This is a genomic window from Desulfoconvexum algidum (genome assembly GCF_055382125.1).
In genome coordinates, this window is sequence record NZ_AP042394.1 from 3,185,923 (window position 1) to 3,212,591 (window position 26,669).

Below are 26,669 nucleotides of genomic sequence, written 5' to 3' on the forward strand. Positions count from 1 at the left end.
ACTTTTTAAACAATGTGTTGAATTTTCAAATAATGATCGCCTACTGCAACAATACGCAAGGTTGATTTGGACGCATGTGGATGAAATGATAAAAAAACAAAGCCAGTCAAAGGGGTCCCATATAACCTTCGTAAAAGCAAAATCATACGTGAACAAACACTTTCAGCTTGGAATCAATAGAAAAGTGGTTGCTGCCGAATTAGGATTAAATCAAGATTATCTGAATGCATTGTTCCATCGGTTTTCAGGTCTCAACTTCACCCAGTACCTTCTGAAAAATTGGGTGTCTTCTTCATTTTATAAAGGTGTCATTGTTGCAGGCTGTTTAACAGAATCGGGGACACTAATTTTCAGATACAGATTTGCGTTGTTTTCATCAGAAAAAAGATCGTAATGATAGCCGGAAGGGGCCATATTGATCATCTTTTCTTCGTCCCTCAGGATTAACTCCCATTCTCCTCCATAGTCCATAAATCTACGGGCGTAACTGTTTTCGTGAACATTGGTAACGATGACTTGGCCACCGGGTTTTGTGTGTTTTAGTAAATAGTCGATGATGCGTTTACATATTTTTTCTGAAAAATAATCGAACATCCCGGCACAATAAGTCAGGGAATACTGTCTTTTTACAGGGTCCTCTATCCTATTGGCAAGGATATTCAAAAGATTTTTATTAATCAGTTCCACTTTAAAATTATCGACCTGCAGGTACTGGATTTGATCCTTAAAGTCAATCAGTGCGAAGGCATCCATATCCAAAAGGGCGGCATGCACAGGTTTTTCGATGGTAAAGACATTGTTTTCCACAAATCTGAGAATTTCCTCCCCAGGACCGGAGCCCAATACCAAAAAGGAAAATTCCTCTTCGTTTTTTTCATGCAGTGTACAAAGCATATCATACAGGAATTTAATTCTGTCCTGATGTGCTGTAACAGCATCCAAACTGAAGATAAATCGGTTTAGCATCTTTGCAAAAAGAGAATCCCCCGCATACGGATCGTCGAATAGTTGTTTGATGATTTCAAAATTTCCAGCGTATCCTCTGTCTTTATCTATTACGGCAGCAACAAAAGGAGAAATTCTTAGAAACAAGTTCAGGTTTTCTCTAAAGTATTTTTTATAAGACAAACTTTCATTCTTGCTGAGTTTGTCCGTCAGGATATTCAATTTCCCAATAAAGGTGTTGATCTGCTCAATGATGTCTTTTTCGAATCCTTTAAGGTAAAATTCCTGCTCCTCTTTTTTCCGATAAAGGCCCCTTTTATCTTCATTATCAAGCGCTTGTTTTAAACGGGTAAAATACATTCTCCAGTCACAGACCAGTGCTTTAAATTCACTCGAAATATCTTTATAGTCATTCAATTCATTTAAATAGGCCAGATTTTCTTTTTTACTTTTTGCTGCCTCTGAAATCGTTTCTATTTGCGGGACGTCAATGAACTCATTGCAAAATTGAAGAATAATCTCGGAGCAATCAAATTTCTTTCGAATAATAATGGCAAGGTCTTCAATAAATAGGGTATCATTCGATTTTATGCACACTTTAACTGAATCACCAAGCTCAGCATTTGATGGTAATATATCGGTAAATCCAAGCCGGGTGGATGCTGCCGTATAGTCGACGACAAACCCTTTAAATTTTTTATTGTTACCATCAATAAATTCAATTGTGGCGTCCATACGAATGTTTGGGCAATATCTTGGGGCTCTGACACTGCCAACAATAGAATGAAGAACTTTATTTTTAATAAATGAGACACCAATACGCATTTTGGCATGATCAAACGCGTTAACATAAACCACCCTACCGGAGCCTTCAATAATTTTTAATTTTTCGGCATCAAAAAAAGTGATGTTTTCCAAAGTCACACCTTTTTCAAAAAAACAGGCTTTTTTACTACATAAGAATGAAAACCCCTTAATCGACAGGTCACTCACCTGGTATAATTCAGATGTTTTTTCAAAGCAGCAGGTAGTATTTTTGATGCTTTTTCTTCTTGCATTTCTGATTTCTTCAAATTTGATTTTCATGCCGTTTCAAATTCCTTTCAATTTGTCAATTATCCGATTAAAACACTTTACCCCATAGTTGAAAAAATCGAGAGTGATCTATCATCGTTACCAAGTGTGGTACCTATACAAACGATGAAAGTGCCAGGCTATCAGTCTTTCCAAAGGATAAAACAAATGATCAATTTCATTATTTTTTAAGCAATTTTGAACCTATATATTTAAGGTATAATTTTTCAGTACCGTCCATGAAAATATCCAACAATTCCGGGTCAAAGGTTTTCCCCCTTTCTTCATACATAATCGAAATTGCCTTTTCAAGGGGCATGGCCTTACGGTATGGGCGGTCAGATGTTATGGCATCCCAGAAATCAGCAACGGTTGAAATTCTTGCCTCAATAGGAATATCTTTTCCCTGGATTCCGCGAGGATAACCCGTACCGTCCCATTTCTCATGGTGACAATAGGCGATACTCACCGCCACCGGCGCACATTCAAGTTTTGAGAGAAGTCTTTTCCCGATATCCGGATGTTCCTTGATATGGTTAAACTCTTCATCCGTAAGTTTTCCGGGTTTATTTAACACGGTGTCTTTAATCCCGATTTTGCCCACATCATGAACAATCGTTCCCAGATAAATATCATTTATTTGATCAAAGGAAAGATTCATTTTGAACGCCAGCTCTTTTGCAAAGTTGGCAACACGTTCCACATGCCCACCGGTATATTTGTCTTTTGATTCAATTGCGGATGCAAGCGTCATCAGGAATACTTCAAGCTGTTCAGTGCGTGTTTTTTCTGTATGAAGTCTACGCAGACTGATAACGTTTTTGACACGTGCCTTGAGTTCCAAATGATGGAATGGTTTTGTTAAAAAATCATCGGCACCTATCTGAAGCCCCTTAATCCGGTCGTTGTTATCTGTTGATGCCGTAATTAAAATGATAGGGATATCTTTGGTCTTGTTATTTGATTTTACTTTTTTCACCAAAGAATAACCATCCATCAATGGCATCATTATATCGGATATAATGATATCAGGTATTTCTTCCTGGATAATTTCCCATGCCAGCTTTCCGTTTGGCGCAACAAGCAATGTGTAATCTTTTAATACGCCGCACAATAAGTCCTGAATGCCTTTACTGTCCTCGGCAATGACCAATGTCCCTTTTGAATTTTTAGCCGTAATTTTTTGAATGGTTCCCAGGTCTGACACTTTTTTGTCTGCTGCTGTAATATAAGCAATATCTGAATTGTCAATTTTTGCCAGATCCGTTTCTCTTCTGGCCTTTTGTCTTCGGTCCGCATGATCAAAATGGTGATCGGTTATGCGCCGATTTCCTCTACGTCTTTCAATGTTGGCATCCGGTTCAAGCTGTTCGAGATTTCTGGGCAGTTCAACGGTGAATATGGATCCTTCATTTTCAATACTGTCCACTGAAATTTTGCCATGCATCATCTCTACCGAATCTTTAACAATGGCCAAGCCAAGACCGGTCCCTTCATATAATCTGGTTTTTGAGCTGTCTCCCTGGTGGAATCGCTTAAAAATATTTTGAACCATCTTTTGAGACATGCCCACGCCTGTATCGGCAACTTTTATGATAACCATATCCGTATTGCCGGAAAGGGTTATCTTAATTTCACCTTTTTCAGTAAATTTGTATGCATTCCTGATAAGGTTATTGATCGTATCTCTAAGTTTTTCTTTATCAATTAACACTTCTTTGTTCTTTAATTCACAGGTATAATTGAGTCCAACGCCACTGTGATCGGTTAACCCCTTAAAACTGGATATAATCTGATACATAAAATTATCGATATCAATTTCATTCAGGGCCAGTCTCATCATGCCTGCATCGAATTTGGACAATTTGAGCATCTGGTTGATTTTATCCATCAGGTTTAAATTTTGAACATTGATGTTTTTTAATGTCTGTGTCTGTTCTTTCGAAATATCACCCTGTTCACCGTCAATAATGTATTCTGTCCATCCTCGGATCAATGTTAGCGGGGTGCGTAATTCATGGCTTAAATTGGCAAAAAAATTCGACTTTAGTGTATCTAATTGTGTCAGTTCTTCATTGGCCTGCTCCAGTTTTATTTTCTGCTGACTTAAATCCAGAGTCTTTACATCAATTTCTCGTTTGAGTTTTTCGGAAAATTGTTTCTCCATTTGGAGATTTGCTTCATGGGCAAGCAGATGATCCTTTTGGAGGGTGTTAATCAGGTCTGCCAAACCAAATGACAGGAGGAGGGCCTGAACCGTGGTACCAATGTGAACGGCAAAAGTGGTGATGAAATTGCGCTCTAAAAAGCCGCCATATCCCAGTGCGACTAAAATCATACCCATAAACAAAAAGAGGGATGCAAAGAAAAAATACCGGGCTTCGCGCACCCCTTTTAATAAGCAAGTAAAACCGGTAATGAGCAGGAGTATCGAGAACAAACCACCAACGCTGGATGCAATCTTGCCGGCAATGGATACCTTAATAAAAAACAGTATTAAAACACCTGGCGGTGTTGTCAGTAAGAGAAAAGTTAGGAATTTATCAAGTTTTGGCACATGGAATTTTGTGTTGAGAAATTTCTGGCAAAAAAGGGTACCCCAGAAAACGCCTATTAAAATAAAAATATTTACGCATTTATTTGCCCAACTTGGATATGACGGCCATAAATATTCATACCCGAAACCGTCGAGTGTGATTTGAATCAATAAAAGACTGCTGATAAAAAAAACATAATATAGATAATATTTTTTTCCTTTTACGGAAAAAAATATAAATAAATTATATAAAATCATGATAATTAAAGCACCGTAATAAAGCCCCAAAAAATAATTATTGGCATTTGTATGTTGATAAAATTGGGTTGGTTCCCATAAGGTGAGGGGTATGAGCATGGATGCTTCGGATTTAAACCGCAAATAAATTGTAAGCTGCGTATCCGGTTCGATGTCTAAAGGAAAGATAATATTTCGATATTTTATTTCCCTTTGGTTGTATTGAAAAAGATCACCGGCTTTTTTTTCAGTTATTTTTTTTCCACCATCAAAGATATAAAAATCAATAGCGTCATGATGAGACCAGTTGCTTTCTAAAAATAATGACCGGGGTTGCATGTATGGGTTAACTAATTGAAATCGAACCCAATATGCACAGGTAGAAAATCCATAATTGGGTATAGGGTCTGTGCTCTGTATAAATTTAGGGCTAAAATCCTCTGAAATGACATCGGATATGGTCAATTCCCCTTTGGAGTCCTCCAGTATTTCCAAATGTAATCCGATAGGAAAATTGGATTTGCCTTCTTCTAATAAAATAGGTGAAGCAGCATACAAATTTACAGAGGAAAAGAAAAAAAGAGATAAAATAAGCAAACCCCACAGTATTTTTTCCCTTTGAAATGCTTTTATCCGTATTATGACTCGATCACACATAATAAAATCTCTATTCCGGATCATACCGCGGGGTCTTTTCGGGAAACAGACCTTTTTGCATATCCACAATCAGGAGGAGCATGAATTCAGGTCCTTTTTTGATTAGACAGCATTAAATCTTAATTACTTATATTACTTATATTACTTTTTTATAGGACTTTATTTACACAATATCAAAGTTTATTCAAGAAGTATTTTTGTTGAGCTAATTTAAAAATAGGACTTTACCAAAGAAGCCGTTGCACAAGTATGAATCTTTTTAATAAATGCAAGGCGTGCTCGTTTCATTGCATCTGTTTTGAGATCCAGTGGAAATATACCATAGAAATTTCCACTGGGTTTATGACCTTTCCATTCGATTTAACAATTTGATTTATTCCTCTCTCCTGGTTTACCATCTCGAAATTTTTAGTGGAGGCGTGTTGTGAACAGAAGTAAAAAGATTATCATTGTTGCCCATTGTATCCTTAATGCCAACGCAAAAGTGGGTCCCCTGGCAACGTACCCAGGGGTGTTGCGGGAAGTAATGGATCAATTCATTGAAGACGGAACAGGTATTTTGCAGCTTCCCTGCCCTGAGTCTTCCTATCTTGGAATCAACCGGTGGGGAATGTGCCGGGAACAATATGACCACCCGAATTTTAGGCGGCATTGCCGCAAGATACTGACCCCGTCCTTGGATGAGATAGAGACCTTTATCGCGGCAGGGTATGAAATTTGTGGGGTCATCGGCGCTGACGGAAGCCCTAACTGCGGGGTCACAAAAACCCCATCCGGACTCATCGGCGGCGTCATCTCAGATATAAATACCGTGGAAGTACAGCTGAAAGATTTTCGGTATATTGACCAGAGCGGCGTCTTTTTTACCGAATTAAAAAGTATGCTTTCAGACCGGAAGATTTCGCTCAAATTCATGGCCATTGACGAAAAAAATCCCTCCTCTTTAATCACCGAAAAATAAGGAAACCAAAAATGACAAAAAAAAACATGGGGTTATCCTCCCTTTTAATTCTCCTGTCCCTGATCGCTTTTACAGCCAATGGATTTGCTTTGGACAATTCCTGGGAACGAATAAAAGAAAAGGGGGAACTTGTGGTGGGTTTTTGCGCCCAGTATCCGCCATTTGAATTTAAAACCGAGACCGGTGAATTACAAGGATTTGATGTGGATCTTGCCAATGCCATCGGTAAAGAACTGGGAATTCATGTAAAATTTATGGACGGCGAATGGCAGGGTTTGATTGCCGGAATGAAAAAAGGCGACTATGACGTTTTGATCACCTGCATGGGCAAAACCGCCAAAAGAATGGAGATGGTCAATTTCAGTGATGCCTATGTGGATCTAACCGAAGTGATTGTGGTTCGAAAAGAGGATGACAAGATTCAAGGCAAGGCAGATCTAAAAGACAAGGTGGTCGGCACCCAGATGGCCTCCAGCAGTGAACGCACCCTGGACGACATGGCAGATCAGGTCGGAGAAATAAAGCGATTTAACTACACAACCGAAGCCTTTCTGGATCTAAAATTCAAACGAATCGATGCGCTTGTTTCCGGGTTGGCCTATGCCGTTGTCCAGATTAAAAAAGATCCCGGTTTTAAAATTGTGGGTTCTCCCTTAAGTTCCACCCCCATCGGCATCGCCCTTCCCAAGGGAGCAGATGCCCTGACATCCAAAATTGACACAGCCCTTGCAAAGATAAAGGCCGATGGCACCAACACCAAAATCTATGACCGCTGGCTGACTGTCAACCAGGACAAGTCCCTATAACCTGGAGCTGGTAGACTCGATGGATGCATTCCAAATAGACATTATTCTGAGGAATCACCGGGAGCTGCTTGCCGGGGCGAGTATCACCCTGCAGATAACAGCCATCTCGTTCCTGATCGCATTGACCATCGGTCTTGTGGTGGGGGTTGCCCGTGCCGAGTCGGGGTGGACCGGAAAACTTTTCACTCCCTATGTGGAAATTTTCCGGGGCACCCCTTTGCTGATTCAACTTTTTTTTATCTATTACGGCCTGCCTTCCATCGGCATTACCATCGACAATTTTGTCGCCGCCTGCCTGGGGATTGGTTTGTGCGGCGGCGCCTATATTTCTGAAATTATTCGCGGTAGCCTGTATTCTGTCGAAAAAGGACAACAGGAAGCAGCAGTTTCTCTGGGGCTTTCTAAATTCCAGACCCTTCGCCATGTGATTCTTCCCCAGGCGCTCCAGGTAGCCATTCCTCCCCTGATGAATTCTTTTTCCTCCCAACTCAAAGAGACCTCCCTTGTTTCGGTTCTTGCCATCAATGAATTGACCCGATCCGGCCAAATGGTATATGCCAGAACCTTTCGGCCCTTTGAGATCTACCTGGCGGTTGGAATCCTCTATTTTGTAATGACCTACTCGGTCTCCCTTCTCTCCCGGTATCTTGAGGGCGTATTCCATGTTCATGGAAAAATCGCCCAAAGATAATATGATTAGATAATAAGATTTTCGCCCATCAATATTCAAAGGGGTCTCTTCCTGCCCTAAAATAATTATTTTCCAACTTTACTTTAGGGCCCGGGTTCGATATTAAATTAAGTGAGTTAAGACTGAATTATGACAGGTTCGCTTTCTTAAAAAAGGAGAGGCCTATGATTATTCAAGGATTAAAATTAACCCTGCTGGGAATGACAGTGGTTTTTTCGTTTCTTCTCCTCCTGCTGGTCATCATCCATCTGTTTGCAAAGCTGCTCAAACCATACACCCTCAAAGAGGCTGCCATCACCTCCCACAGGCCTTTGACCCCCAGGGACACAAAGCCCCCCGGGGATAACCTCAGGCTTACTGCCATTATCAGTGCGGCAGTTGCAGCCCATAGGAAGCGCATCAGCCGTTACAGACAGCCATAAGTATTCACTTTATTCAAAGTTAATACCGGAAAGGATACCAATGAAAAAAATAAAATTTATGGACACCTCCATGCGAGACGGGTTCCAATCTGTTTTTGGCGCTCGGACCCTGACAGACGATTTTCTTCCTGCTGTGGAAGCTGCCGTGGAAGCCGGAATCCATCATTTGGAAGCAGGCGGCGGCGCCCGGTTCCAGAGTCTTTTCCTGTACTGCGGTGAATCCGCTTTTTCCATGATGGACCGTTTTAGAACGGCTGCAGGACCTGCTGCCCATCTTCAAACCCTTGCCAGGGGCATCAATGTGGTGGCTCTCTCGGCCCAGCCCAGGGACATGATTGACCTCCACTCCAGGATGTTCAAACGGCACGGCATGACCCACATCCGCAATTTCGATGCCCTCAACGATGTCCGCAACCTGGTTTACTCGGGGCAGTGCATCAAGAACGCAGGGCTCCATCACCAGGTGGCCATCACCATGATGGAACTGCCCCCCGGCCTCACCGGCGCCCATGACCCTGAATTTTATCTTAAAACATTAAAGGAGATCCTTGATTCAGGGGTGCCCTATGATTCCATCTGTTTCAAGGATGCCACGGGAACCGCCAACCCCCAAAAGGTGTACGACACGATCCGGGCGGCCAGAAAACTTCTGGGAGACCAGGAAGATATCTGGATGCACACCCATGAAACCGCCGGCATTGGCGTTGTCCAGTACAAGGCCGCCATAGAAGCCGGCTGCGACGGCGTCTGCCTGGCCCGCTCTCCTCTGTCCGGCGGCACCTGCCAGCCGGATATGATTTCCATGTGGCATGCACTCAAAGGGACCGGCTACTTCCTGGATATCGATGTTCATAAGATCCTGGAAGCCAACCGCATCCAGGAAGAATGTCTAAAGGATTATTTTTTCCCCCCGGAGGCACAAAAGATCTCCTCGGAAGTGATCCTTTCTCCCATGCCCGGAGGCGCATTGACGGCCAACACCATGATGATGCGCGACACCGGCACCCTCCACCTGTACCCCAGTGTGATCGCCGCCATGGCAGACTGTATTGCCAGGGGAGGATTCGGAACATCGGTTACCCCGGTTTCCCAGTTTTATTTCCAGCAGGCCTACGCCAATGTGACCCAGGGGCCCTGGAAAAAAATCACAGACGGTTACGGTAAAATGGTGCTGGGATATTTCGGCAGAACCCCCCTCCCTCCGGACCCCGATATTGTCAAAATCGCCGGCCAGCAGCTCAAAATACCCGTATTTAAAGGAGATCCCCTGGATGTTCTGGAACCGGGCATCCCCAAAGCCAAAAAGATCCTTGAGGCCCAGGGGCTTCCCGTGACCGAAGAAAATATCTTCATCATCGGAGCGCTTACAACCCCCGGCGGAAACAAGGGGCTGGATTTTCTCAAAGGGGACAGGCCCATCCACTGCCGCAAGATACCCCCGAAAGAGGATTTGTCACCCCGGCAGACCAAGACGTCACCCGGGCCTGTTTCAAAATCCCTGGATCCCAAACCTGTTGATCCCACCCCAGATGTCACTCCAGACGTCACTTCAGTGGATGGCACCCCAGAGACCTGGTCCACCTCCCACTTCAAGGTGACCGTTGACGGAAGTGCCTATGAGGTTATTGTCGAGGATGAAACCGGAAAGGTCTCAGACATCAGCCCCTTCTCAGACGGACAGATGGAGGCCCCGGCAGCACCCCCGGTCATTGAGGTCAAAGCCCAGCTGCCGGGAAATGTATATGAAATTTTGTTTGTTCAAGGCGATCAGGTAAAAGAAGGAGAGACCCTGGTGATTCTCGAGGCCATGAAAATGGAAACCCCGGTAATCGCACCGGCCAACGGTACCATCGACTCAATTGCCGTGATCAAGGGGCAGACGGTTCAGTCCGGCCAGGTGCTTTTGACCCTGATATGACCCGCAAGATCCAAAGGACGCCATCATGAGTGTGAAAAAAACTATCATTATCATCGGCACTATTTTTCTCCTGCTGGTTTCACTGATCTCTGCCGCTAATGGGCAAACCCTTCTTCCTCCCATTGGTGACATGATTCTCAATTTTGGACGCTCCACAGGCCTGTTCAGCTTATTTTCCCCCGTCACAGGCGAGGATGTTCAAGGGATCAAACAATTTTTTATGATCGGCGTGGGGCTTTTGCTGTTATACCTTGCCATCCAGAAAAATTTTGAGCCGCTTCTCCTGGTTCCCATGGGGTTTGGTGCCATCCTGACCAATATACCCCTGGCATCCATGTCCGATCCCGGAGGGATTCTCTACTATATTTACACCATCGGCATCAAAACAGGGGTCTTTCCCCTCCTGATTTTTATGGGGGTCGGGGCCATGACCGATTTTGGGCCGCTTATCGCCAATCCGAAAACCCTGCTGCTGGGAGCCGCAGCCCAGGTGGGAATTTTTACCACCCTTATCGGGGCACTAATTTTATCTGAAATTATCCCGGGCATCCATTTTGATCTTTTTGAAGCCGCTTCCATCGGCATCATCGGAGGAGCGGACGGCCCCACGGCCATATTTTTGTCAAGCCAGCTGGCCCCGCATCTTTTGGGTCCCATTGCCGTGGCAGCTTATTCTTACATGGCCCTGGTGCCCCTTATCCAGCCGCCCATCATGCGGGCCTTGACCACGGTGGCTGAACGTAAGATCCGCATGAAACAGATGCGCCATGTGGGGAAAGTTGAAAAAATAATTTTCCCCCTCTCTGTCCTGGGGCTGTGTGTACTGCTGCTGCCAACTGCCGCTCCCCTTATCGGCTTTTTTATGTTCGGAAATCTCATGCGGGAATGCCGGGTGGTGGACCGGCTGTCTAAAACGGCCCAGAATGCCCTGATCAATATTGTCACCATCCTTCTGGGCCTGGGTGTTGGCGCCCAACTTTCCGCCCATCAGTTTTTGAACCTGTCAACATTGGGAATTCTCTTCCTGGGGGCCATCGCCTTTTCCATTGGCACCGCATCGGGAATTCTCATGGCAAAACTGATGAACCTGGTGTTTGAAACAAAAATCAACCCCTTGATCGGCTCAGCCGGTGTATCTGCCGTTCCCATGGCAGCCCGGGTCAGCCAGAAAGTCGGTATGGAAGCAGATCCCCAGAACATTTTGCTCATGCACGCCATGGGCCCCAATGTGGCCGGTGTTATCGGTTCTGCCGTTGCCGCGGGCGTATTGTTGACATTAAAAAACCTGGCGCTGTAATAATAGCCAAGAAATATCATAGGAGAACGAAATGACCATCCGTGCACTGATGACCCGAAAAATTCCCAAGCTGACCAGCGGCATGGACGTCGCCCTGCTGCCGACCCTGTCAGAAATGCTCATTGAACTCCGGGGCATGGCCCATCGCCAGCCAGGCTATATTTCCGGAGAAACCCTGAGAAATGTGGATGACCCCAATGAGTATCTTGTAATCAGCACATGGAAAACCCTTGAAGCCTGGAACTGGTGGCTTCGTAACAATGAACGGGCTGAACTGGAAGGCAGGGTCGATGCCCTGCTCGGCACCTCAACGGTGTACAAGGTTTTCAGTTATGATTAAAAAAAGGAAGACGCCCTGAGTTATCTTTTTATCATGCAGCATTTTTTATATTTTTTGCCGCTGCCGCAGGGGCATTTTTCGTTCTTGCCTATTTTTGCCACTTTTTTTCCCGGAGCCACACATTCGGAAGGCTTGATGGGTTTAATACGAGTTTGTGTTTCCATCACCAGGCTATAATGGACATCCAAATAATGTTCATAGATATCCTCTGCGCTAAGATTGATATCTTTGCAGATGATCGGCCGCTTTAAAAAAGGCCTTCCCTTTTCAAGCCAGTCCAGGGCAAGCGTTGCATCCCCTTCTGCCTCAGCGATCTTTGCCAGGGACAGGTAGGATTCAATATAGCACGACCCGTATTGAACCGCTTTTTCATACATTTTTTTGGCTGCTGCCGTCCGGCCGATAAATCTGTAAATATTTCCCAGGCCTATATAATTGGAAGGGTCTTTGGGATTTTTAGCGATATCCTTTTTATGAAGATTGATGCCGTCGGGCAGGGACATTTTCTTTCCCTTTGCTGCAAAATTCTCTATTTTGATGACGCCGGTTTCAAGGGCCTGGTTTCCCTCCTCGGAGTTATTCCGGGCCATCAACCGCATAAACTCCATCTGAACCATGAGATTCCCACTGGGGGTGGCCTGGAATTGGGATATTTCATTGCAGGCAATACAGGTCAGTTCATCTGCAATAAAAGGGGTTTTATCTTCGTGAAAATAGATGCTCCTGCATTCATAGTCGCTGATATCACCGCAATTGCTGCATTTCAGTTCAAGGGTCAGGCTTTTTAATGCCCCCTGGGTCATGATCTGGTTCATCGTTTCCTGCTTGGTTTCCTGATGGTTCATATGGGATTGAAACACATCTTGAAGCCTTGGATCCTCAATTCCGTTCAACATGGTGACCAACAGGAACAGCCGATCGATGTGCTGCTGTTTTTTCCCAACTTTTTGATCCAGAAATTGAAGTGCTCTATGACTCAATAACACTTCGCAGGTATGATGGGTTTCAATCCTATCGTAATTATAGAACCGGTTAAAATTTCCAATCAAGAGATCTTCCGCCTTTGTACTGCCGATATCACGTATTATGTCATTAACTTCCAGCAGACAATCATCAAGTTCATCCATTCTGGCGGCAATATAATCAATGGCTTCGTCTTCCAGGTGGATCAGTGCAAGGCGGGATGCGTCAATAAGATACCCATCCCCTTTTTCACACCCATAAACCAATGCGTTAAAAAGTGCTGGAAGAAAAGAGGAATCTTTCAAATGATCCATATAACCGACAATGTTACCGGCTAAATAAACCAGGTCATTTTTTTTTCCAATGAGATCATCCAGCAAAGTATTTAGAATTTTACCAGCCGACTTGATGCCGATATCTGACAGATACGCTTTAATCGGTCGGGTAAAAGGGGTATGCTCGGAATCAAAGCCGATGCACTCCCGGATATTTTCATCTGAACAAAAATGCCTGTCCAGGGTCTCTTTACGGGTATGCTGCCAGATAATTGACAGAAAAACTGCTAGAAACGAATGGTATATGTCAACCGCTTCCAGCCGTTTTTTAAGCGCTTTATCATCCAAAAGGATTCTGATAAGGCTTGCCAGGAGATCATTGTCCATTTTATCCAGACAGGAAAGAACCAGCATTGCGCCTGAATCAATTTCACTATCAATCAAATCCTGAAAACCCTGGAACAACTGCTGACCGCCGCCTGGATCTTTGTATATACCGTCAAGACATTTGGGTGCCTCATCAAATTTTTTGCATTCTATTGATAAATAAAGATCGAATTCAAACCGGTCCTCTGTCATGACACCTAGAAAGTCACTGCAGATATCTTCAAATTCCAGTTCATCCAAATCCGCCTGGTCGATGAGGTATTCAATAAAATGTTTTGCCAGGGGTATTGTTTGAGGATGCCCCAGCCTTAAACCGGTTTTTACCAGGCCCGATAAAATCCCATGCCTGGACAGGTTTTCCTTTATCTGATCTTCATGTGTGTAATAGGCTGAAACCGAGTCCTGAAATAATCGTTTCTGTTCTTTAAGGGAGAGATAATCAGAATAATTCAACCAATAAAATTTATGTTCATATCCTTGAACCTCACTTATTGCAGCAGACTCTTTTTGAATCAAGGCCTTTAGTTGATCCGGCTTGTGTTCATGGATAATCGGGGCAATGGTATCAAAACGAATATCCGCCAATCCTCCGGTTTTAAAAGCATCTAACAGCTCATCAATAATGCCTGAAAACAAAGGAAAAGGCACGATTTTCAGCATGCTAATCTTCAGCAGAAAGTTGTTGCCCTTAAGGATATCAAGTAAAAAAGAATCCTTAAAAACATATTTTTCAATTTCCGCTGCCTTGTCCGGATGATTGATACCCAGACTTTTGTATTTTTTCAGGAAAAAATCCGCAAAAATGGGAAGCGAGCAATCTACTCTCTTTGCAGATGTTTTTATATCCATAAAAATAATCCTTTCCATTGCAATATTAAATTGTTCCCTTTTTAAACGTTTTCCGTCAAAAAAACAACAGGAGAGGAAATGCTAATTTTACCCATTGTAAAAATGTTTTCTGGAAACGGTCCCATTATGTTAAGATTAAAAAAAAGGGATATCCTCCCTTGGAATCTCAATAAATTAAACAGAAGGTATTGGAGGCAGGTACCATGGAAATAAAAAAAATTCTCTGGCCCACTGATTTTTCCGGCAATTCCGAGAAGGCACTTCCCCACATACAATCCCTGACAAAACTATATGCCGCTCAGATTTATGTACTCTATGTTATCCAGGAGATTGCCCATCCCATGGCCTGGTATGGAGACTCCGCTGAAAAGCACATTGCTGAATTAGTCAAACAGGCGAAAAACTCGGCCAGAAAACGGCTGGACCAGATTTGCGAACACTATATGGGAAACGGTTCCCTTTATGAAAAACACATTGCCATCGGGGACCCGGCCCAGGAAATCATAACCTTTATTAAAGCCCAAAAAATAGATCAGGTTGTCATGGCAACCCGTGGAGAAAAAGGACATTTCCAGTTTGGAAGCGTCTGTGAAAAAGTTATGAAAAACTCCCCAGTTCCTGTGACCGCCATCCCCATTTTTCCTGATATTGCAGCCTGATAATCATCTGATTTCCATCAAACTTGTTGACACAGTCGTCCGGATTGGTTAATTCGTGGCTTCTTTTTATCTTTACGAACTGGGGTGTGTGCGTGGCATTAAAACCGACCATTTACAAAATAAAAATTTCATTGTCCGATATTGATCAAAATCATTATGACAATTTCGATTTAACCATTGCCCAGCACCCCTCTGAATCAAGTGAGCGAATGATGGCAAGGGTCCTGGCTTTCTGCATGAATGCCCGGAAAAATGTGGTGTTCACAAAAGGACTTTCCGCCGTGGAAGAGCCCGATATCTGGGCGAAAACCCTGGACGATCAGCTGTCCTTGTGGATAGACATAGGAGAACCGGCCTTTGACAGAATCAAAAAAGCGTCCCGTCTCGCCCCTGGTGTCAAGGTGTATTCCTTTAACTTAAAGTCTGACAGCTGGTGGGCCAAGGAAGGGTCAAAGTTCACAGACTTAGCGGTCTCTGTTTTTCAGTTTGACTGGAAAAACATACAGGCATTGGCCGCCCTGGTGAAGCGGACCATGGATCTTTCCATCACTATTTCCGATAATATTGTCTACGTTTCCGCCAAAAACGGAGAATGTGAGGTGTCGTGTCGGACTTTGCAGGCACCTGCGGCATTAAAAAGCCGAAAGAATTCATAACCAGAGGATTACACCATGATAACCTTTCCAGACACAGAAAAGAAAATTAAAGGCAGAATATCCGCTTACAAATCCGCTCTCAATAAGGAACTAAAGGAATACGACCTTATCAATGACCGTGCCGGCAAAAGATATCTATTGTTCTCCCTGTATTTTGTCCTCAATGATTTAAAAAAATCTGAAAAATATTTTGAATGGTACCAGACCGTTTTTAATGATGATGTGGGTGAACCCGTCCAGAAACTTTGCTGGGCCCTAAGCCTGTATAGAATGGATCGCCGGAAAGAAGCCCAATATATGCTGGCGGATTTGATGCTGTCAAACCTGTACATCATTCCCCAACTTCTGGATCAGCCCATCGAAAAATATGATATCTGGCAGTTCTCTTCGGACGGGGATATGGATTATTTTGATTATATCCCGGATGAAGTTTTAAGTGAGGTCACCGTCGAGGATATGAACTGGATTAAAGAATGCCATGATTCATTTATGTTCCAGCGCATCCGACAACGGTATATTAAAATTTACGGCCAGCTTAAGGATGTAAAAGATGCTGCAGCACGCAAAAAACTTCTGAATGAATCCTATACCCTTTTGGATCAATTATCGCCGGAATTTAAACCTGGCATCTCCGGCTAGGATCTGGTCAAAAATATCCAGATAGGTGTCATACCGTTCCTGGCTTATCTCGCCGCTTTCAACCCGTTTTGAGACAGCGCATCCGGGTTCCGTGCGGTGGCGGCAATCCCTGAAACGGCAGCGGTCCTCCATGGCAGCTTCAAACCCGGGGAAAAATCCCGCCAGATCCTCTGTGGAAATATCCACCAGCCCGAACTCGTTAAATCCCGGGGTATCCACCAGTTCCCCGCCGCCGGGCAGGGAATGAAGGGTGGAAACCGTGGTGGTGTTGCACCCCCGGTTGCCAGCGGTAAACAATTCTCCCACCCGAAGATCCAGGGCCGGGCAGATGGCGTTGAGCAGGCTGCTTTTGCCCACCCCGGTGATGCCCACAAAAAAACTGCGAACCCCCTGCCCCAGGTATTTCTCCAGTGCATCGAGGCCTTCTCCTGTGATTGCGCTCACCACAAAAATATCCACAATCCCTTTATAAATGGCAATAATCTCATCGGCAAAGATCCTTGCCCCTTCAAGGTCCCCCTTGTTGATCACCAGCACCGGCGTCAAGCCGGCCTGTCTGGCGGCCACAATGGCCTGATCAATATACCCGGGGGTGGGCATGGGCATGGGAGACACCACAACCCCCAGAACATCCAGGTTGGCCCCCACAATTCTCACGCTGCCCCTTGAATCCCTTCGGCAAAGCTCGGTTTTGCGCGGCAATCTAGTGAGGCGATGGTCTTTTACCACCACATTGTCACCGACAACATGGCCTTCCCGCCGCTTCACCTTGACCAGCTGCCGTTCCCCGGACTCAAACAAAACATCCACGGCAATCCCGTGGTGGGAAACGATCACGCCCTTTTTCTCAGGCCCGGACTTTTTCTCTTTTTGTTCTTCACCACGCTTTTGTTTAATTTTCAACCGCCCTTGCTCCGCCTTTAAATATGGAAAATCCTGTGAATCCTTATAATACAGTGCCGGGCCTTCAAAATCAACGAAGAATCTTTTTCCAGATCACAGGCGTGATATCAGTGTTTCAAGATACCGGGATTTTACTTGTTGACTGGCCAGAATCTGTTTGATTGGCGGTAATTTTAAAACCACCCCCAGAACAGCGGACAGGGCCCGGTGACTGAACAGAACCCGGTTGTCAAAAATCAGGTGCTGGAAGGTTCCCCGTTCAATGGCCATGACAACGGAACGGTGGGCGCTGTTCAAGGGGGTGATCACCCGCTGGTCCAGGGGAACAAGGGTCAGGCTGCCCTCGGGACATGCCCGGACACACAGCCCGCACCCAAGACAGATTTCATTGTTCAGCCGGGCTTTTTTTTGTTTGGGGTGTTTAGGATCATGGGCCGACACCAGGGTCATGGCCTCCACCGGACAGACGGTCACACATTTGCCGCAGCCAGTGCAATGGGCATCGTTTATTTCCGGGATAAAATTTGAGGTATGCACCGGGTTATAAATGGCAAACCTGCGCGCCGCAATCATGGCCTCGCAGCAGCAGGCGCAGCAGTTACAGATAAAATTCACCCGCTGCCGTACGTTTTCCCCGAACTGGACCAGGTTGGACCCATAGGCCTGATCCAGAAGGTCCATCCCCTCCACCACATCCACCCTGAGTGCATGGCCGTATTTTATCAAAGACCGGGCCGAGGTGTTAAAGGTCATGCAGATGTCCATGGGGTTGTCGCAGGCCTTGCCCACATGGTACATTTTGTGGCGACAATAGCAGGTGCTGATCCCCATGTGCTCGGCGGTTTTTATAACTTCAGAGGCCCGCTCGTAGTCCATCACATGACTGGCATTCTCATTGGTCAGCACCGGCTCATGGACAAAGGTCCGGCCCAGTTTGGTATCCCCCAGGCAAAACAGATCTTTGATAAAATCTTCTTCCACGTTGAGATACTCATAAAAAAGCTCACTCAAACATTTTTGATCAATATCCTTGCGCATCCGCATCATGGAGAATTCAAAGAACCCGGCCATGGGCGGGGGCAGGACATATTGGGTGGTGCCGTCCTGGTCGATGTCCACAAGGATGGCCCGGGATGACAGCTGGTCCAGAATTTTCAGGGCCTCGGACAGGCCCATCTTCCAGATGTCCGCGGCCCGGGCGGCCGTAAACGGCCGGATGGGAAGAAGGGAAACAAGCCGGGCTTCTCGTTCCGAAAAAAGCATGGCCAGAATTTTGTTCAACAGTTCAGATGGTGGTGCGCCCTGGGGAAACCGGTTCAAGCGTTCTGTCAGGTCTGAATAATCGGATTTAGCAGTGTGATGTGCCATTGTCTCAATACCCCTTGAAAAATTAAGCCTCAGTTCAGGATCTTTTTTTCTGCCTCCACTTTTGTTTTAACACTTGGACCACAATAGCCCCCCCCCCCCCGAGGGCCATAAGATTCCCCAAACCGGTTGGCTTTATTCCTGATTTTGTCTTTTTGAAAGGTGACATTTATTCCTCCTCCTGGTAACGAGGTCCTCTTTTTCATACAAAGAAAAGTAAACTTAATCAACCCGTAAAAAAGAGAAAACAAAAACCTGCGCACAGGGATATGTGTCGCTGAATGCTTATATTTTTCTTGAACACTACAAAAAAACAATAGTTTGTTGTTGCTAACAAAATTAATTGGGTTGAATTTTATGATTGAAGGCTTATTATTGTGTTATATCTTCTGCCTGGAATTGAAAGCCGGGCCTTTTTGTAGCACCAACAGAAAATGGAGGGTCGACATGTCAGTTGAATCCGATTTTCAAAAAGCACGGATTGTGGATTTGAACATATTAAACACCCACAATGCCAAAGGCTGCGAGGCCTGTAACAGGAAGTTCAACCTGGGTGAAACCGTTGTCCTGGCCTGCGGATCATGGAAAGACGGTTGTGCCAGACTGATTCATGAGCAGGAGGCTGTGTTTGATAAAACCACCCGATCCTGGTATGAACGGGTTTATTACAGGTCTTTGAAACATTAAAACACGGACACTGCCAACACGACGAAGGCCGTGACAACAAACTATATGACACGCAATTGCCTGGGTCTGAAAACCGTCGTTCTTCTTGAGTTCACCGGATAATTTCCAGGTTGAATCGTTTGGCCATGTCCAGGGCCCGCCTGAATTCTTCCGGTGTTAAACACCTTGGTTGATGTTGATTATAACGATTATCATTAAGGCGTAAAAATATGGTGATGTACAACCCACCACACCCCGGTGAAGTAATAAGAGCGCTTTGCCTTGAACCTTTAGGGTTAACGGTTACAGATGCAGCAAAAGGACTTGGTGTTTCTCGAAAAACATTATCTGCCTTATTAAATGGGCGGTTTGGTATTTCCCCTGAAATGGCAATCCGCCTTTCAAAAGGATTTGGTGGCAGCGCTGAAAGTTGGTTGATTCAGCAAACCCAATATGATCTTTGGCAAGCGTTACAAAATGAAAGCAATATCAACGTCACAGCATTTGCATAAACGCCAAACCTGTTGATATCAGTTTTGATTTTCTTACTGTAATGTTTACCCTTATCTTTGCTGTATTGTTTTCATCCCCTGCCACTGGTCGTCATCCTGGATCTCCACGGCCCCGCGTTCTATAAATCCCTGTCTTACCGATTGGTTTGTCCAGGTGACTCCATAAATATTGGCCAGATCAAGCTGGGTCCCTTTGCTCCAGGTGATCTCCATGAGGCTGGCCTGCCTGAGATCGGCCCCCCGCAAATCGGCGAATCCAAGATTTGCACCCCGAAGGTCTGCCTTCACAAGAAAGGCATGGGAGAGAACGGCATGGCGCAAGTTACGCCCGCTCAAGTTCACATTGGCGCTAAATCCAATCAGCTGTAAGGACCGGTAGATAAAATCCGGGGTATTGTATATACAACTAAAAGAAACAGCAAACAGCCCGGAGCCGACAACAAGCAGAAACAAAAAATGTTTCAAGGAAAAAAACATGCTCCCTGTTTTATGGGCGGGAACCGACTCAATCCCCCTGCCCTCCAGGGTTTGTTTGGCAGTGAGATAGAACAGCAGCCCCGCACCCATGGTTGCCACGAGCATAAAAACATGGACAGAAGTCCACACCATGTCGTGGCGTCGAAGATATCGCTGCCATACAAAAAAAAGGGTCAGGGGCACCGTCCACCCGCTCAGAAAAATGGAGAGCCCGGTCTGGAGTCCGGCAAGCTTTGGCTGATGGTAAAGGTACAAATAGCAGTACAGGCCCACCAGCAAAAAGGGAGCGCTAAAATAAAAATAAACAATGGGGATGGAGGAACCAATGATGGGCATGGGCGAAGAGGTCGAATTGGTCATCAGCCTGAGGTCATCGGTGGTGGCCACGGTCAGGGCTGTGTAGCCGCAGGCCAGCAGCATGCCAAAAAAAAGCTTGCGCGCATTCTGGGACGCCTCCTTGACCGAACCCAGACCGTCAAAACCTGCGATGGACCCGGGCAATATCGCCCCAGTGACATCCGCCATGGCAAGCTGTTCACCCAGCAGGCCCTTGACGCGGCTCAGATCCGCATGTTTAAGGGAGGCACCGGTTAAAACCGTATCGGTAAGATCTGCGCCGGCAAGACGGGCCTGGTCTAAATTGACAGGCCCCAAATGAATTCCGGCAAGGCAGACCCCTTCCAGCATGGCCCTTTTGCCCTCCAGTGAATCTTAATTCTGAAGTTTCAATCGCCTAGCATCAAGCCTTCCTGGTGAAGGCCAACTCCATGTTTCAAAAGCAGCGCATAAAGAAACGAGGCCTTTTCATCCCTTGTTTGCTCGATGAGCGTTCTGTCCGTTGATGATGTCAGTCTTTTCGGATCTCCGTATCGAACCAGCAGGTCTGCCAGGTTTTCCGGAATATAAATTTCCAGATCCGGCAGCTCTTGCTTCAGGAGAAGATAATTATTTAACCCCACCAGGTCATAGTCCGGAAAAATCGTTACAGGGGTATTCTTCAAGGTTTTTAACCAGGCAATGGTTCTTTTGGATATCCAGCCGCCATAGTAAAGAACACTGCCGTCAAAGGCAATATGTTTGAAATATTGATCCGCATACACGAGCAAGTCCAAGTTCTCCACAAGGGCAATGGGGGTTTCGGTCTGCCAGTTGTCACAGGGTTTTATGAGAAGAGAGGCAATGCCGCAGTCCTGAACGATCTTGAAAAGATTTACCGCTGCCTCATGATTGGTCCAAAATACCTCCTGGGTGGCTGAAAGCATGAGAAGAAGCGTGTCATCCCTGCCTTTATGGGCGTCTTGGTGAAACGCCACCGCTTTTGCTTTGGGGGTAAGCGCCTGGGTTGACCCGTGATACCCCGTGTTTTCCAACAGGGTAATGATGGCCTCCCGGTCTTCAACCGTGTAAACCCCTCCCCTCCCTGATTTCTCCCAGTCGACAAACCCCCGGTCCTTTAAATTCAGGATGTCCGACCGGCAGGATTTTGGAACATTGGAACTGCTGATCCGCCCGGCCTCAATAAGTTTGAACAAAAGGTTTCGGGTTGCATTTTTCATTTTCTAAGTTCCCATTTCCCCATTTATGGGGGCCTCGGACGATTTTGGTGTAAGGCGAAACCAGTCATCCTGGGTAACACAGATTTTACCATCCACCTCTTTCAGGCCGATCCAATAGTCTGCGGTTGACTGGGCTTCAACCGAAGCAAAAACCGGAATAAACCCGGCCTTGGCACACTGGTCAATCAATGTTTGCTGATTGATGGGATCTATTTGCCCGGCCTCGTCAATGTAGGCCGGTAAATTGAGCAGATGATTCTGTTTTACATGGAGAATACGACTTAGGAGCATGACATTTAAAACCACCTTTATGGTAAGGTCTGTGCCGGTGGATTCGATACTCCCCTTGCCAAAGCTTTCAATCTCTTTTCCATTTTCCAGTTTTAAAAATACCCCCAGGTTAAACAGGTTGGGAAGCGATATGGAGACCCCTTTCTGGGTAATGATGTGGTTCAAATTTTCCACCGTTTTATCAATGTGCTGGCTCCCCCCGAAAATAGTATCTTCATTGATCAGTCTTTTAATGGTGCCCAGGATATTATTATCTTCATCCACAATAAATTTGATGGTTTCGATATTGGAAATCTGGTGCTTGTTCATTTCAGTGTTAAACCGGTTGACCTCATACTTAAACTGGTCCAGCTGCTTTGCCAGATTTTTGAGCATGGCCCCAAGCTCCTGACTCCTGGCTTCCTGGTTCTTTTTAAGACGTTGTCTGTAATTTTTGATGCTCTCTTTGTCTGTCTGCTCCTGCAAGGATAAAATTTGCGCTGAAATATCCCGGCCGACGGCAAACCTGCTTCCGCCACGGGCCTCAATAACGGAAAAACTTTGTTCTATCTGTGTTTTAGTATCTTGAAAAATATCCTGCTTTTCCACATATTCATGGATTAACTCTTCGATTTCAATTTGAAGGGGATAAGTGCCATCACTGTGAGTTACACCATTGGGATCATAGGCGTCATGAAAAGGGGTATCTCCTTCAAAGCCCCTGGCAATGGCGACTCGTCCAAATTCCCTCTCCATATTAAACAAAGCCGTTTCTTTTTCTTTGATTTTTTGCCCATCCCCGATTTTTCTTTGCCCCAGCTCAAATTTTTCTGCAGTTATCTTGTTTAATTGTGCTTCGATCTCATCGAATGAATCGACGGCCGCCGCATATTCTCGTTCAATGTCAGGTTTCTTTTTTATCTCTTCCAAAAAGCATTCATAGTCGACTAAATCACGGGCCTGTTGCTGGAGCCTTTTTTCAATCTTTTCTCGTTCTCGTTCTTTTTTTTGAAAATTAAGGGCAATATCCAAATTCCCCTGGTGTTCTTTTAAATCCTGAACCGCATTTTCCAAATTGTTCTGGATTTGCCCATGATTGACATAGTCGTCCAGGGAAACAGGATCCAGCTTGGCAAGGTTGATGATAATATTCCCGTCATTGTAAAATCCATTTTCACAGCGAGCCAAAAGCTGTTTCAAGCTTTGGACGAGACCTGCTTCATTATGGACATTCAAATCGCCCTCATCCACTGTAAACGAGGTGAAAATTTGTTCGTTGATCAGTTTCATTAAGATTTGAATGTCTGATTCATCAAAGCTGTCCTGGATCAAAAAAAGAAGATTTGATGTGATATGCCTTAATTGTGATTTCAGCTTTGCGATCTGATTTTCACAGACATTAATTTTTTGCTGTATGCGTTTGGCCGGATCAACAGAAGATTTGGCAAGTTCACCAATGATTTTGTCCCTTTGTTTTTCAAGGGAAACCAATAGTTCCTGCCGGGTTTCCAGGGAAGGCGAAAGTCGATAGTGCAAATCCTTTTTTTCCAAGGCCCCCAGCCTGTCTTTCAAGTCTTCCTTTTGCTTGTAGTGCCGCTTGGATTGCTCCCCGAAAATTTCGATTTCTCGTCCGAGTTTTATGATCACACTTTCAATTTCATTAAATTCTGTTTTTAAGTTCCCGATAGCAGCGCGCTTGAGATCCCGCTCTTCTTGATACCGGCTCTCAATAATTTTATAGGCAGACCCTAAAAAACGGCCGAGAACATCATGTTCAGCTTTCAGACGGCCAAGCCTTGCCACCTCTTTGGAAATGCTTTCAGCGGTTTCAATCTTATTTCTGTCTTTCTCAAAGGACTGGTTATACTCTCTATATTCGGTCATAAAATCACCGGAAACCGTATCCCAGCTTGGCAAAAGCGCATTGATCAAAAACATTTTGACCTCTTCCATACTAAAATCATTCATATGAAGAAGGTTTTTAAACACATTCATGAACAACCGGTAATTTTTATCCGTAAGACTTTTGAGCCGGAAAAGGCCAATGGAAAACTTTTCATTCCCCTGGATGGTGATCTCCTTGCCGATCAGCGCATCCTGCATCTGTTTGGGCTTGAGCCGTTTTACCCAGACATCGGTGTGCCCCAGGTGCCGCTCCAGTTCTTTCAGGGTTCTTATGGATTTTTTACGTTCTTCACCCGGCTCATCCACCAAAAAATCGGCGAGATCCAATTCCTTTTTAAATGCAAACAACTGATATTCATATCCGGACAGCGGACCGTTGCCGGCCGCTCCCAGCACATACAACCCATTATCCGTCAACACCTCACTCAGCACATAGGAGTTATCATAGGGGAAATAATATTTCAGGGTCTCTTTCTCGTCTTTTGGAAATACCATATCCCGCCGATTGCACAAGAAAGGAAACTGAAGCGCATTAATGGCGGTTGATTTTCCCACATTGTTTGTGGCGGAAATAGACAAGGGCCTGTCAAGGGGAAAATCCCCCAGAGAATAGCTTTCCGTGTTTAACAGAACCAGTCTGCGGATACCGTAATGGATGTTAGGCGTCATCGGATTCTTCCTCAACCGGGTACTCGGATTTTAAGGGTTCATTAAATTCGGCAAACAAGGAGGTAAACCGGGACACAGACTTTTTGAACATGATTAAATAATTATCCCGCAGCTCTAAAAACCCGTATTTTTGCAGTCGGTTAAGGACATTTATCAAATCTGACTCATTTTTGATATTTACCTTTTCCATGATCTGCCGATACTGATCCACTCGCAAGTGAGGCAGATCCTTCACCAGAAAATGATCCTCAATGATGGCGGAAACCGGATCCTTTCCCTGGTCTGCCAGAAAATCATAGAGCACCGCCATGAAAAGGGTAAATTTCTTGCTCACCGTATTCACCGTTACCCGTTCTTTATCCGGCTCAAAATAATAGACCCCTGACTGGCCCTGGCAAAGAGAATATCCCAATGAATCGAACAACTCCCTGTATCGTCCTTCGCAAGCGGTTAACTCCGCCCAGAGTTCTCCATCATCAATACTCAAGTGATATCCCATGGAAAAATGATGAAATAATTCTTTAACAAAGCGTAAATCGGTCGCTTCCTGATCATTGGTGTTCATACTGTTCCACCCCTATATTCACGCCGTCAATGACATGGGTTTTTGTTTGGTAACGCCGGCTTCCCGCCGTTTTCACCTTTAGTGTTTTTTCCGTCATCATCAGCAGGACAATGTCTAAAATTTTCCCGGTGGAAAACGTCGGATATTGGTCAATGGCCCATTGCACGGCATCGGCAATGGGCAGGCTTGCTTGGATATCAGTTAGCACCGCATACCGGTTCAAGGGCGGCACCCGGTTCACCATACTTTCTGCACTTTCTCCACCCGGCAAAATAAAAATTGGCGGCGCAGGATTTTCTTTTATATCCTTGAACCCGGCAAAAAATTTGAGCAATCCAATATCATTGCTCAACAAAGGAGAGCGTTCCTTGAAAAACCATTCAATGGTGGCTGTTTTTTCAATGGCCTTAAATTTATTTTTCCGGGCATAGGCCAAAATCACAGACGTCCCCCGGGTCACTCTTGAATTAAGCCTTGCCACCTCATACAAAGGCTGCAAAATCTCCCTGGACAATCGAAAAATCTGGATTAAATTGGCCTTCATATCAACCACCATGTGTTTGGCCATGTGGACATTTTCCTGCTCACTGATCAAAACCCCGGTCCTGTCCAGAATATCACTGGCCCGTTCAAGGCGGACCACCACCTGGTCGGTATTGGCATCAAAGGCCCCCCAGGGATCAATCAGTTCCCCCATGGGGGTGATATAGTGATCCCAGGTTTCAAGCACATCGGCATATCGCTGTTTTAGGGGGATAATGGTACTTTTCTTGTTTGATTCGGCCACAATGTTCTGGATGGCCTTATAATTGTGAAGGGCCTGGGCTTTGACGGCCTGTGTCTGTCGGTTGATCTTTTTGATACACCGGATCAGCAGATCCAGCTCCCGGTTTTCAACCGCCTGCAATAAATTTGTGCTCAATTCATCAAATTGTTTCAAATGAACAATAATACTTTCGGACAGGCCCAGCTGCTGCTCATTTAACAGATTTTCAACAATCTGTTCTGTCAGATAACTCAAATTATACAGGGTCTGGCCGGAAAGGATCTGGGTAATCACATCATGGGATAAGAGCTTTTCAATTAAAACCGTGACATTTGTTTCAGGATGGTGAGACCGAATGGTCTGCACCAGGGTTACCTGATCCATGGGCCCGTCCTTGGCAAGATCAAATAATTCAGCGATCAGGTCCCATCTTTTTGTCAGAAAGGTTAAATAGCCCTTGGGTTTCATTGGATATCCTTTTTACTATTATCACTTGGTTCATACAAATAATAATGAACTTAATCAACCCGTAAAAACAGAAAAAAGACCCCCTTACCCGATCATCGTCTCGATCGTAAACAGGACAGTCTGGACGAGCTGTAAAATTAAAAAAAGATCTAAAAGGAGACATTGCCATACTTAAAAAGATCCCATGGAAGGAAAAATCACTTTGCATGTCGCATATGACGGTATTCTTTCCGTC

Annotated in this window: 22 protein-coding genes; 12 read left to right on the forward strand and 10 right to left on the reverse strand. The window is 45.0% G+C overall.

Translation table 11 applies throughout. From position 1 onward, the window contains the following. Nucleotides 1-297: 297 nt before the first annotated feature. A complete protein-coding gene (locus ACZ45G_RS14760) occupies nucleotides 298-2,031 on the reverse strand; it encodes a hypothetical protein (protein WP_464179396.1) in 1,734 nt (577 codons plus the stop codon). Between the two features lie 169 nt (nucleotides 2,032-2,200). Next, nucleotides 2,201-5,473: a 7TM diverse intracellular signaling domain-containing protein gene (locus ACZ45G_RS14765; RefSeq protein WP_464179398.1), complete on the reverse strand. Its 3,273-nt coding sequence runs from the start codon at nucleotides 5,471-5,473 to the stop codon at nucleotides 2,201-2,203. A gap of 400 nt (nucleotides 5,474-5,873) precedes the next feature. Between ACZ45G_RS14765 and ACZ45G_RS14770 the strand changes: the two genes are divergently transcribed. The 7 genes from ACZ45G_RS14770 (at nucleotide 5,874) to ACZ45G_RS14800 (ending at nucleotide 11,884) form a co-directional block, all read left to right on the forward strand. Beyond that, nucleotides 5,874-6,410 carry a CD3072 family TudS-related putative desulfidase gene (locus ACZ45G_RS14770; RefSeq protein ID WP_464179400.1) on the forward strand — a complete coding sequence of 179 codons (537 nt, stop codon included), beginning with the start codon at nucleotides 5,874-5,876 and terminating at the stop codon, nucleotides 6,408-6,410. An 11-nt stretch (nucleotides 6,411-6,421) separates the two neighbouring features. Continuing rightward, nucleotides 6,422-7,216: a substrate-binding periplasmic protein gene (locus ACZ45G_RS14775; protein WP_464179402.1), complete on the forward strand. Its 795-nt coding sequence runs from the start codon at nucleotides 6,422-6,424 to the stop codon at nucleotides 7,214-7,216. Nucleotides 7,217-7,235: 19 nt separating this feature from the next. Next, nucleotides 7,236-7,907, forward strand: coding sequence for an amino acid ABC transporter permease (locus ACZ45G_RS14780; RefSeq protein ID WP_464179404.1), 672 nt, complete (start codon nucleotides 7,236-7,238; stop codon nucleotides 7,905-7,907). Nucleotides 7,908-8,071: 164 nt separating this feature from the next. Beyond that, on the forward strand, nucleotides 8,072-8,329 hold the full coding sequence (locus ACZ45G_RS14785; protein WP_464179406.1) for an OadG family transporter subunit: 258 nt from the start codon (nucleotides 8,072-8,074) through the stop codon (nucleotides 8,327-8,329). A gap of 40 nt (nucleotides 8,330-8,369) precedes the next feature. Then, entirely contained in the window at nucleotides 8,370-10,247 is a 1,878-nt protein-coding gene (locus ACZ45G_RS14790) for a biotin/lipoyl-containing protein (RefSeq protein WP_464179408.1), read from the forward strand. A 130-nt stretch (nucleotides 10,248-10,377) separates the two neighbouring features. Continuing rightward, nucleotides 10,378-11,544, forward strand: a complete 1,167-nt coding sequence (locus ACZ45G_RS14795; RefSeq protein WP_464179960.1) for a sodium ion-translocating decarboxylase subunit beta — start codon at nucleotides 10,378-10,380, stop codon at nucleotides 11,542-11,544. Nucleotides 11,545-11,575: 31 nt separating this feature from the next. Then, nucleotides 11,576-11,884 (forward strand): antibiotic biosynthesis monooxygenase family protein, encoded by a 309-nt coding sequence (locus tag ACZ45G_RS14800; RefSeq protein WP_464179410.1) that lies wholly within the window; start codon nucleotides 11,576-11,578, stop codon nucleotides 11,882-11,884. 20 nt (nucleotides 11,885-11,904) lie between these two features. Here the strand turns inward: ACZ45G_RS14800 and ACZ45G_RS14805 are convergent, their stop codons facing one another. Beyond that, nucleotides 11,905-14,358 carry an SEC-C metal-binding domain-containing protein gene (locus tag ACZ45G_RS14805; RefSeq protein ID WP_464179412.1) on the reverse strand — a complete coding sequence of 818 codons (2,454 nt, stop codon included), beginning with the start codon at nucleotides 14,356-14,358 and terminating at the stop codon, nucleotides 11,905-11,907. Between the two features lie 203 nt (nucleotides 14,359-14,561). Between ACZ45G_RS14805 and ACZ45G_RS14810 the strand changes: the two genes are divergently transcribed. The 3 genes from ACZ45G_RS14810 to ACZ45G_RS14820 all read left to right on the forward strand — a co-directional run bounded on the left by ACZ45G_RS14810 (nucleotide 14,562) and on the right by ACZ45G_RS14820 (nucleotide 16,312). Further along, on the forward strand, nucleotides 14,562-15,017 hold the full coding sequence (locus tag ACZ45G_RS14810; protein WP_464179414.1) for a universal stress protein: 456 nt from the start codon (nucleotides 14,562-14,564) through the stop codon (nucleotides 15,015-15,017). 92 nt (nucleotides 15,018-15,109) lie between these two features. Further along, complete coding sequence (locus ACZ45G_RS14815; protein ID WP_464179416.1) at nucleotides 15,110-15,673, forward strand: YaeQ family protein; 564 nt, start codon at nucleotides 15,110-15,112, stop codon at nucleotides 15,671-15,673. 15 nt (nucleotides 15,674-15,688) lie between these two features. Continuing rightward, nucleotides 15,689-16,312 (forward strand): hypothetical protein, encoded by a 624-nt coding sequence (locus tag ACZ45G_RS14820; protein WP_464179418.1) that lies wholly within the window; start codon nucleotides 15,689-15,691, stop codon nucleotides 16,310-16,312. Here the strand turns inward: ACZ45G_RS14820 and rsgA are convergent. Then, complete coding sequence (gene rsgA, locus ACZ45G_RS14825; protein WP_464179420.1) at nucleotides 16,277-17,215, reverse strand: ribosome small subunit-dependent GTPase A; 939 nt, start codon at nucleotides 17,213-17,215, stop codon at nucleotides 16,277-16,279. The genes ACZ45G_RS14820 and rsgA overlap by 36 nt on opposite strands. A 93-nt stretch (nucleotides 17,216-17,308) precedes the next feature. Then, complete coding sequence (locus tag ACZ45G_RS14830; protein ID WP_464179422.1) at nucleotides 17,309-18,583, reverse strand: 4Fe-4S dicluster domain-containing protein; 1,275 nt, start codon at nucleotides 18,581-18,583, stop codon at nucleotides 17,309-17,311. Nucleotides 18,584-19,027: 444 nt separating this feature from the next. Here ACZ45G_RS14830 and ACZ45G_RS14835 point away from each other — a divergent pair, with 444 nt between their 5' ends. Together ACZ45G_RS14835 and ACZ45G_RS14840 are read left to right on the forward strand one after the other, a co-directional pair. After that, nucleotides 19,028-19,267 (forward strand): hypothetical protein, encoded by a 240-nt coding sequence (locus ACZ45G_RS14835; RefSeq protein WP_464179424.1) that lies wholly within the window; start codon nucleotides 19,028-19,030, stop codon nucleotides 19,265-19,267. Between the two features lie 209 nt (nucleotides 19,268-19,476). Continuing rightward, nucleotides 19,477-19,758 carry a HigA family addiction module antitoxin gene (locus tag ACZ45G_RS14840; RefSeq protein WP_464179426.1) on the forward strand — a complete coding sequence of 94 codons (282 nt, stop codon included), beginning with the start codon at nucleotides 19,477-19,479 and terminating at the stop codon, nucleotides 19,756-19,758. A 51-nt stretch (nucleotides 19,759-19,809) separates the two neighbouring features. On the opposite strand, the gene ACZ45G_RS14845 is transcribed toward ACZ45G_RS14840, so the two are convergent. From ACZ45G_RS14845 to ACZ45G_RS14865, 5 genes are read right to left on the reverse strand one after another with little or no spacing between them, the layout of a single operon-like run. Then, nucleotides 19,810-20,922 carry a pentapeptide repeat-containing protein gene (locus ACZ45G_RS14845; RefSeq protein WP_464179428.1) on the reverse strand — a complete coding sequence of 371 codons (1,113 nt, stop codon included), beginning with the start codon at nucleotides 20,920-20,922 and terminating at the stop codon, nucleotides 19,810-19,812. 38 nt (nucleotides 20,923-20,960) lie between these two features. Beyond that, nucleotides 20,961-21,791, reverse strand: coding sequence for a hypothetical protein (locus ACZ45G_RS14850; protein WP_464179430.1), 831 nt, complete (start codon nucleotides 21,789-21,791; stop codon nucleotides 20,961-20,963). 3 nt (nucleotides 21,792-21,794) lie between these two features. Beyond that, nucleotides 21,795-24,635, reverse strand: a complete 2,841-nt coding sequence (locus tag ACZ45G_RS14855; protein ID WP_464179432.1) for a hypothetical protein — start codon at nucleotides 24,633-24,635, stop codon at nucleotides 21,795-21,797. After that, nucleotides 24,625-25,200, reverse strand: a complete 576-nt coding sequence (locus ACZ45G_RS14860) for a condensin complex protein MksE (RefSeq protein WP_464179434.1) — start codon at nucleotides 25,198-25,200, stop codon at nucleotides 24,625-24,627. The genes ACZ45G_RS14855 and ACZ45G_RS14860 overlap by 11 nt, the downstream gene beginning before the upstream one ends. Further along, nucleotides 25,187-26,434 (reverse strand): hypothetical protein, encoded by a 1,248-nt coding sequence (locus ACZ45G_RS14865; RefSeq protein WP_464179436.1) that lies wholly within the window; start codon nucleotides 26,432-26,434, stop codon nucleotides 25,187-25,189. Before ACZ45G_RS14865 ends, ACZ45G_RS14860 begins: the two co-directional genes overlap by 14 nt. Between the last annotated feature and the right edge of the window lie 235 nt (nucleotides 26,435-26,669).

Excerpts from the sequence above, each read along its gene's own strand:
- ACZ45G_RS14775 (WP_464179402.1), top strand. The coding sequence starts at position 6,422 with ATGACAAAAAAAAACATGGGGTTATCCTCCCTTTTAATTCTCCTGTCC.
- ACZ45G_RS14805 (WP_464179412.1), bottom strand. The coding sequence starts at position 14,358 with ATGGATATAAAAACATCTGCAAAGAGAGTAGATTGCTCGCTTCCCATT.
- ACZ45G_RS14785 (WP_464179406.1), top strand. The coding sequence starts at position 8,072 with ATGATTATTCAAGGATTAAAATTAACCCTGCTGGGAATGACAGTGGTT.
- ACZ45G_RS14795 (WP_464179960.1), top strand. The coding sequence starts at position 10,378 with ATGATTCTCAATTTTGGACGCTCCACAGGCCTGTTCAGCTTATTTTCC.
- ACZ45G_RS14780 (WP_464179404.1), top strand. The coding sequence starts at position 7,236 with ATGGATGCATTCCAAATAGACATTATTCTGAGGAATCACCGGGAGCTG.
- ACZ45G_RS14830 (WP_464179422.1), bottom strand. The coding sequence starts at position 18,583 with ATGGCACATCACACTGCTAAATCCGATTATTCAGACCTGACAGAACGC.
- ACZ45G_RS14835 (WP_464179424.1), top strand. The coding sequence starts at position 19,028 with ATGTCAGTTGAATCCGATTTTCAAAAAGCACGGATTGTGGATTTGAAC.
- ACZ45G_RS14865 (WP_464179436.1), bottom strand. The coding sequence starts at position 26,434 with ATGAAACCCAAGGGCTATTTAACCTTTCTGACAAAAAGATGGGACCTG.
- ACZ45G_RS14760 (WP_464179396.1), bottom strand. The coding sequence starts at position 2,031 with ATGAAAATCAAATTTGAAGAAATCAGAAATGCAAGAAGAAAAAGCATC.
- ACZ45G_RS14850 (WP_464179430.1), bottom strand. The coding sequence starts at position 21,791 with ATGAAAAATGCAACCCGAAACCTTTTGTTCAAACTTATTGAGGCCGGG.
- ACZ45G_RS14855 (WP_464179432.1), bottom strand. The coding sequence starts at position 24,635 with ATGACGCCTAACATCCATTACGGTATCCGCAGACTGGTTCTGTTAAAC.
- ACZ45G_RS14820 (WP_464179418.1), top strand. The coding sequence starts at position 15,689 with ATGATAACCTTTCCAGACACAGAAAAGAAAATTAAAGGCAGAATATCC.
- ACZ45G_RS14810 (WP_464179414.1), top strand. The coding sequence starts at position 14,562 with ATGGAAATAAAAAAAATTCTCTGGCCCACTGATTTTTCCGGCAATTCC.
- ACZ45G_RS14840 (WP_464179426.1), top strand. The coding sequence starts at position 19,477 with ATGGTGATGTACAACCCACCACACCCCGGTGAAGTAATAAGAGCGCTT.
- ACZ45G_RS14765 (WP_464179398.1), bottom strand. The coding sequence starts at position 5,473 with ATGATCCGGAATAGAGATTTTATTATGTGTGATCGAGTCATAATACGG.
- ACZ45G_RS14800 (WP_464179410.1), top strand. The coding sequence starts at position 11,576 with ATGACCATCCGTGCACTGATGACCCGAAAAATTCCCAAGCTGACCAGC.
- ACZ45G_RS14845 (WP_464179428.1), bottom strand. The coding sequence starts at position 20,922 with ATGCTGGAAGGGGTCTGCCTTGCCGGAATTCATTTGGGGCCTGTCAAT.
- ACZ45G_RS14790 (WP_464179408.1), top strand. The coding sequence starts at position 8,370 with ATGAAAAAAATAAAATTTATGGACACCTCCATGCGAGACGGGTTCCAA.
- ACZ45G_RS14860 (WP_464179434.1), bottom strand. The coding sequence starts at position 25,200 with ATGAACACCAATGATCAGGAAGCGACCGATTTACGCTTTGTTAAAGAA.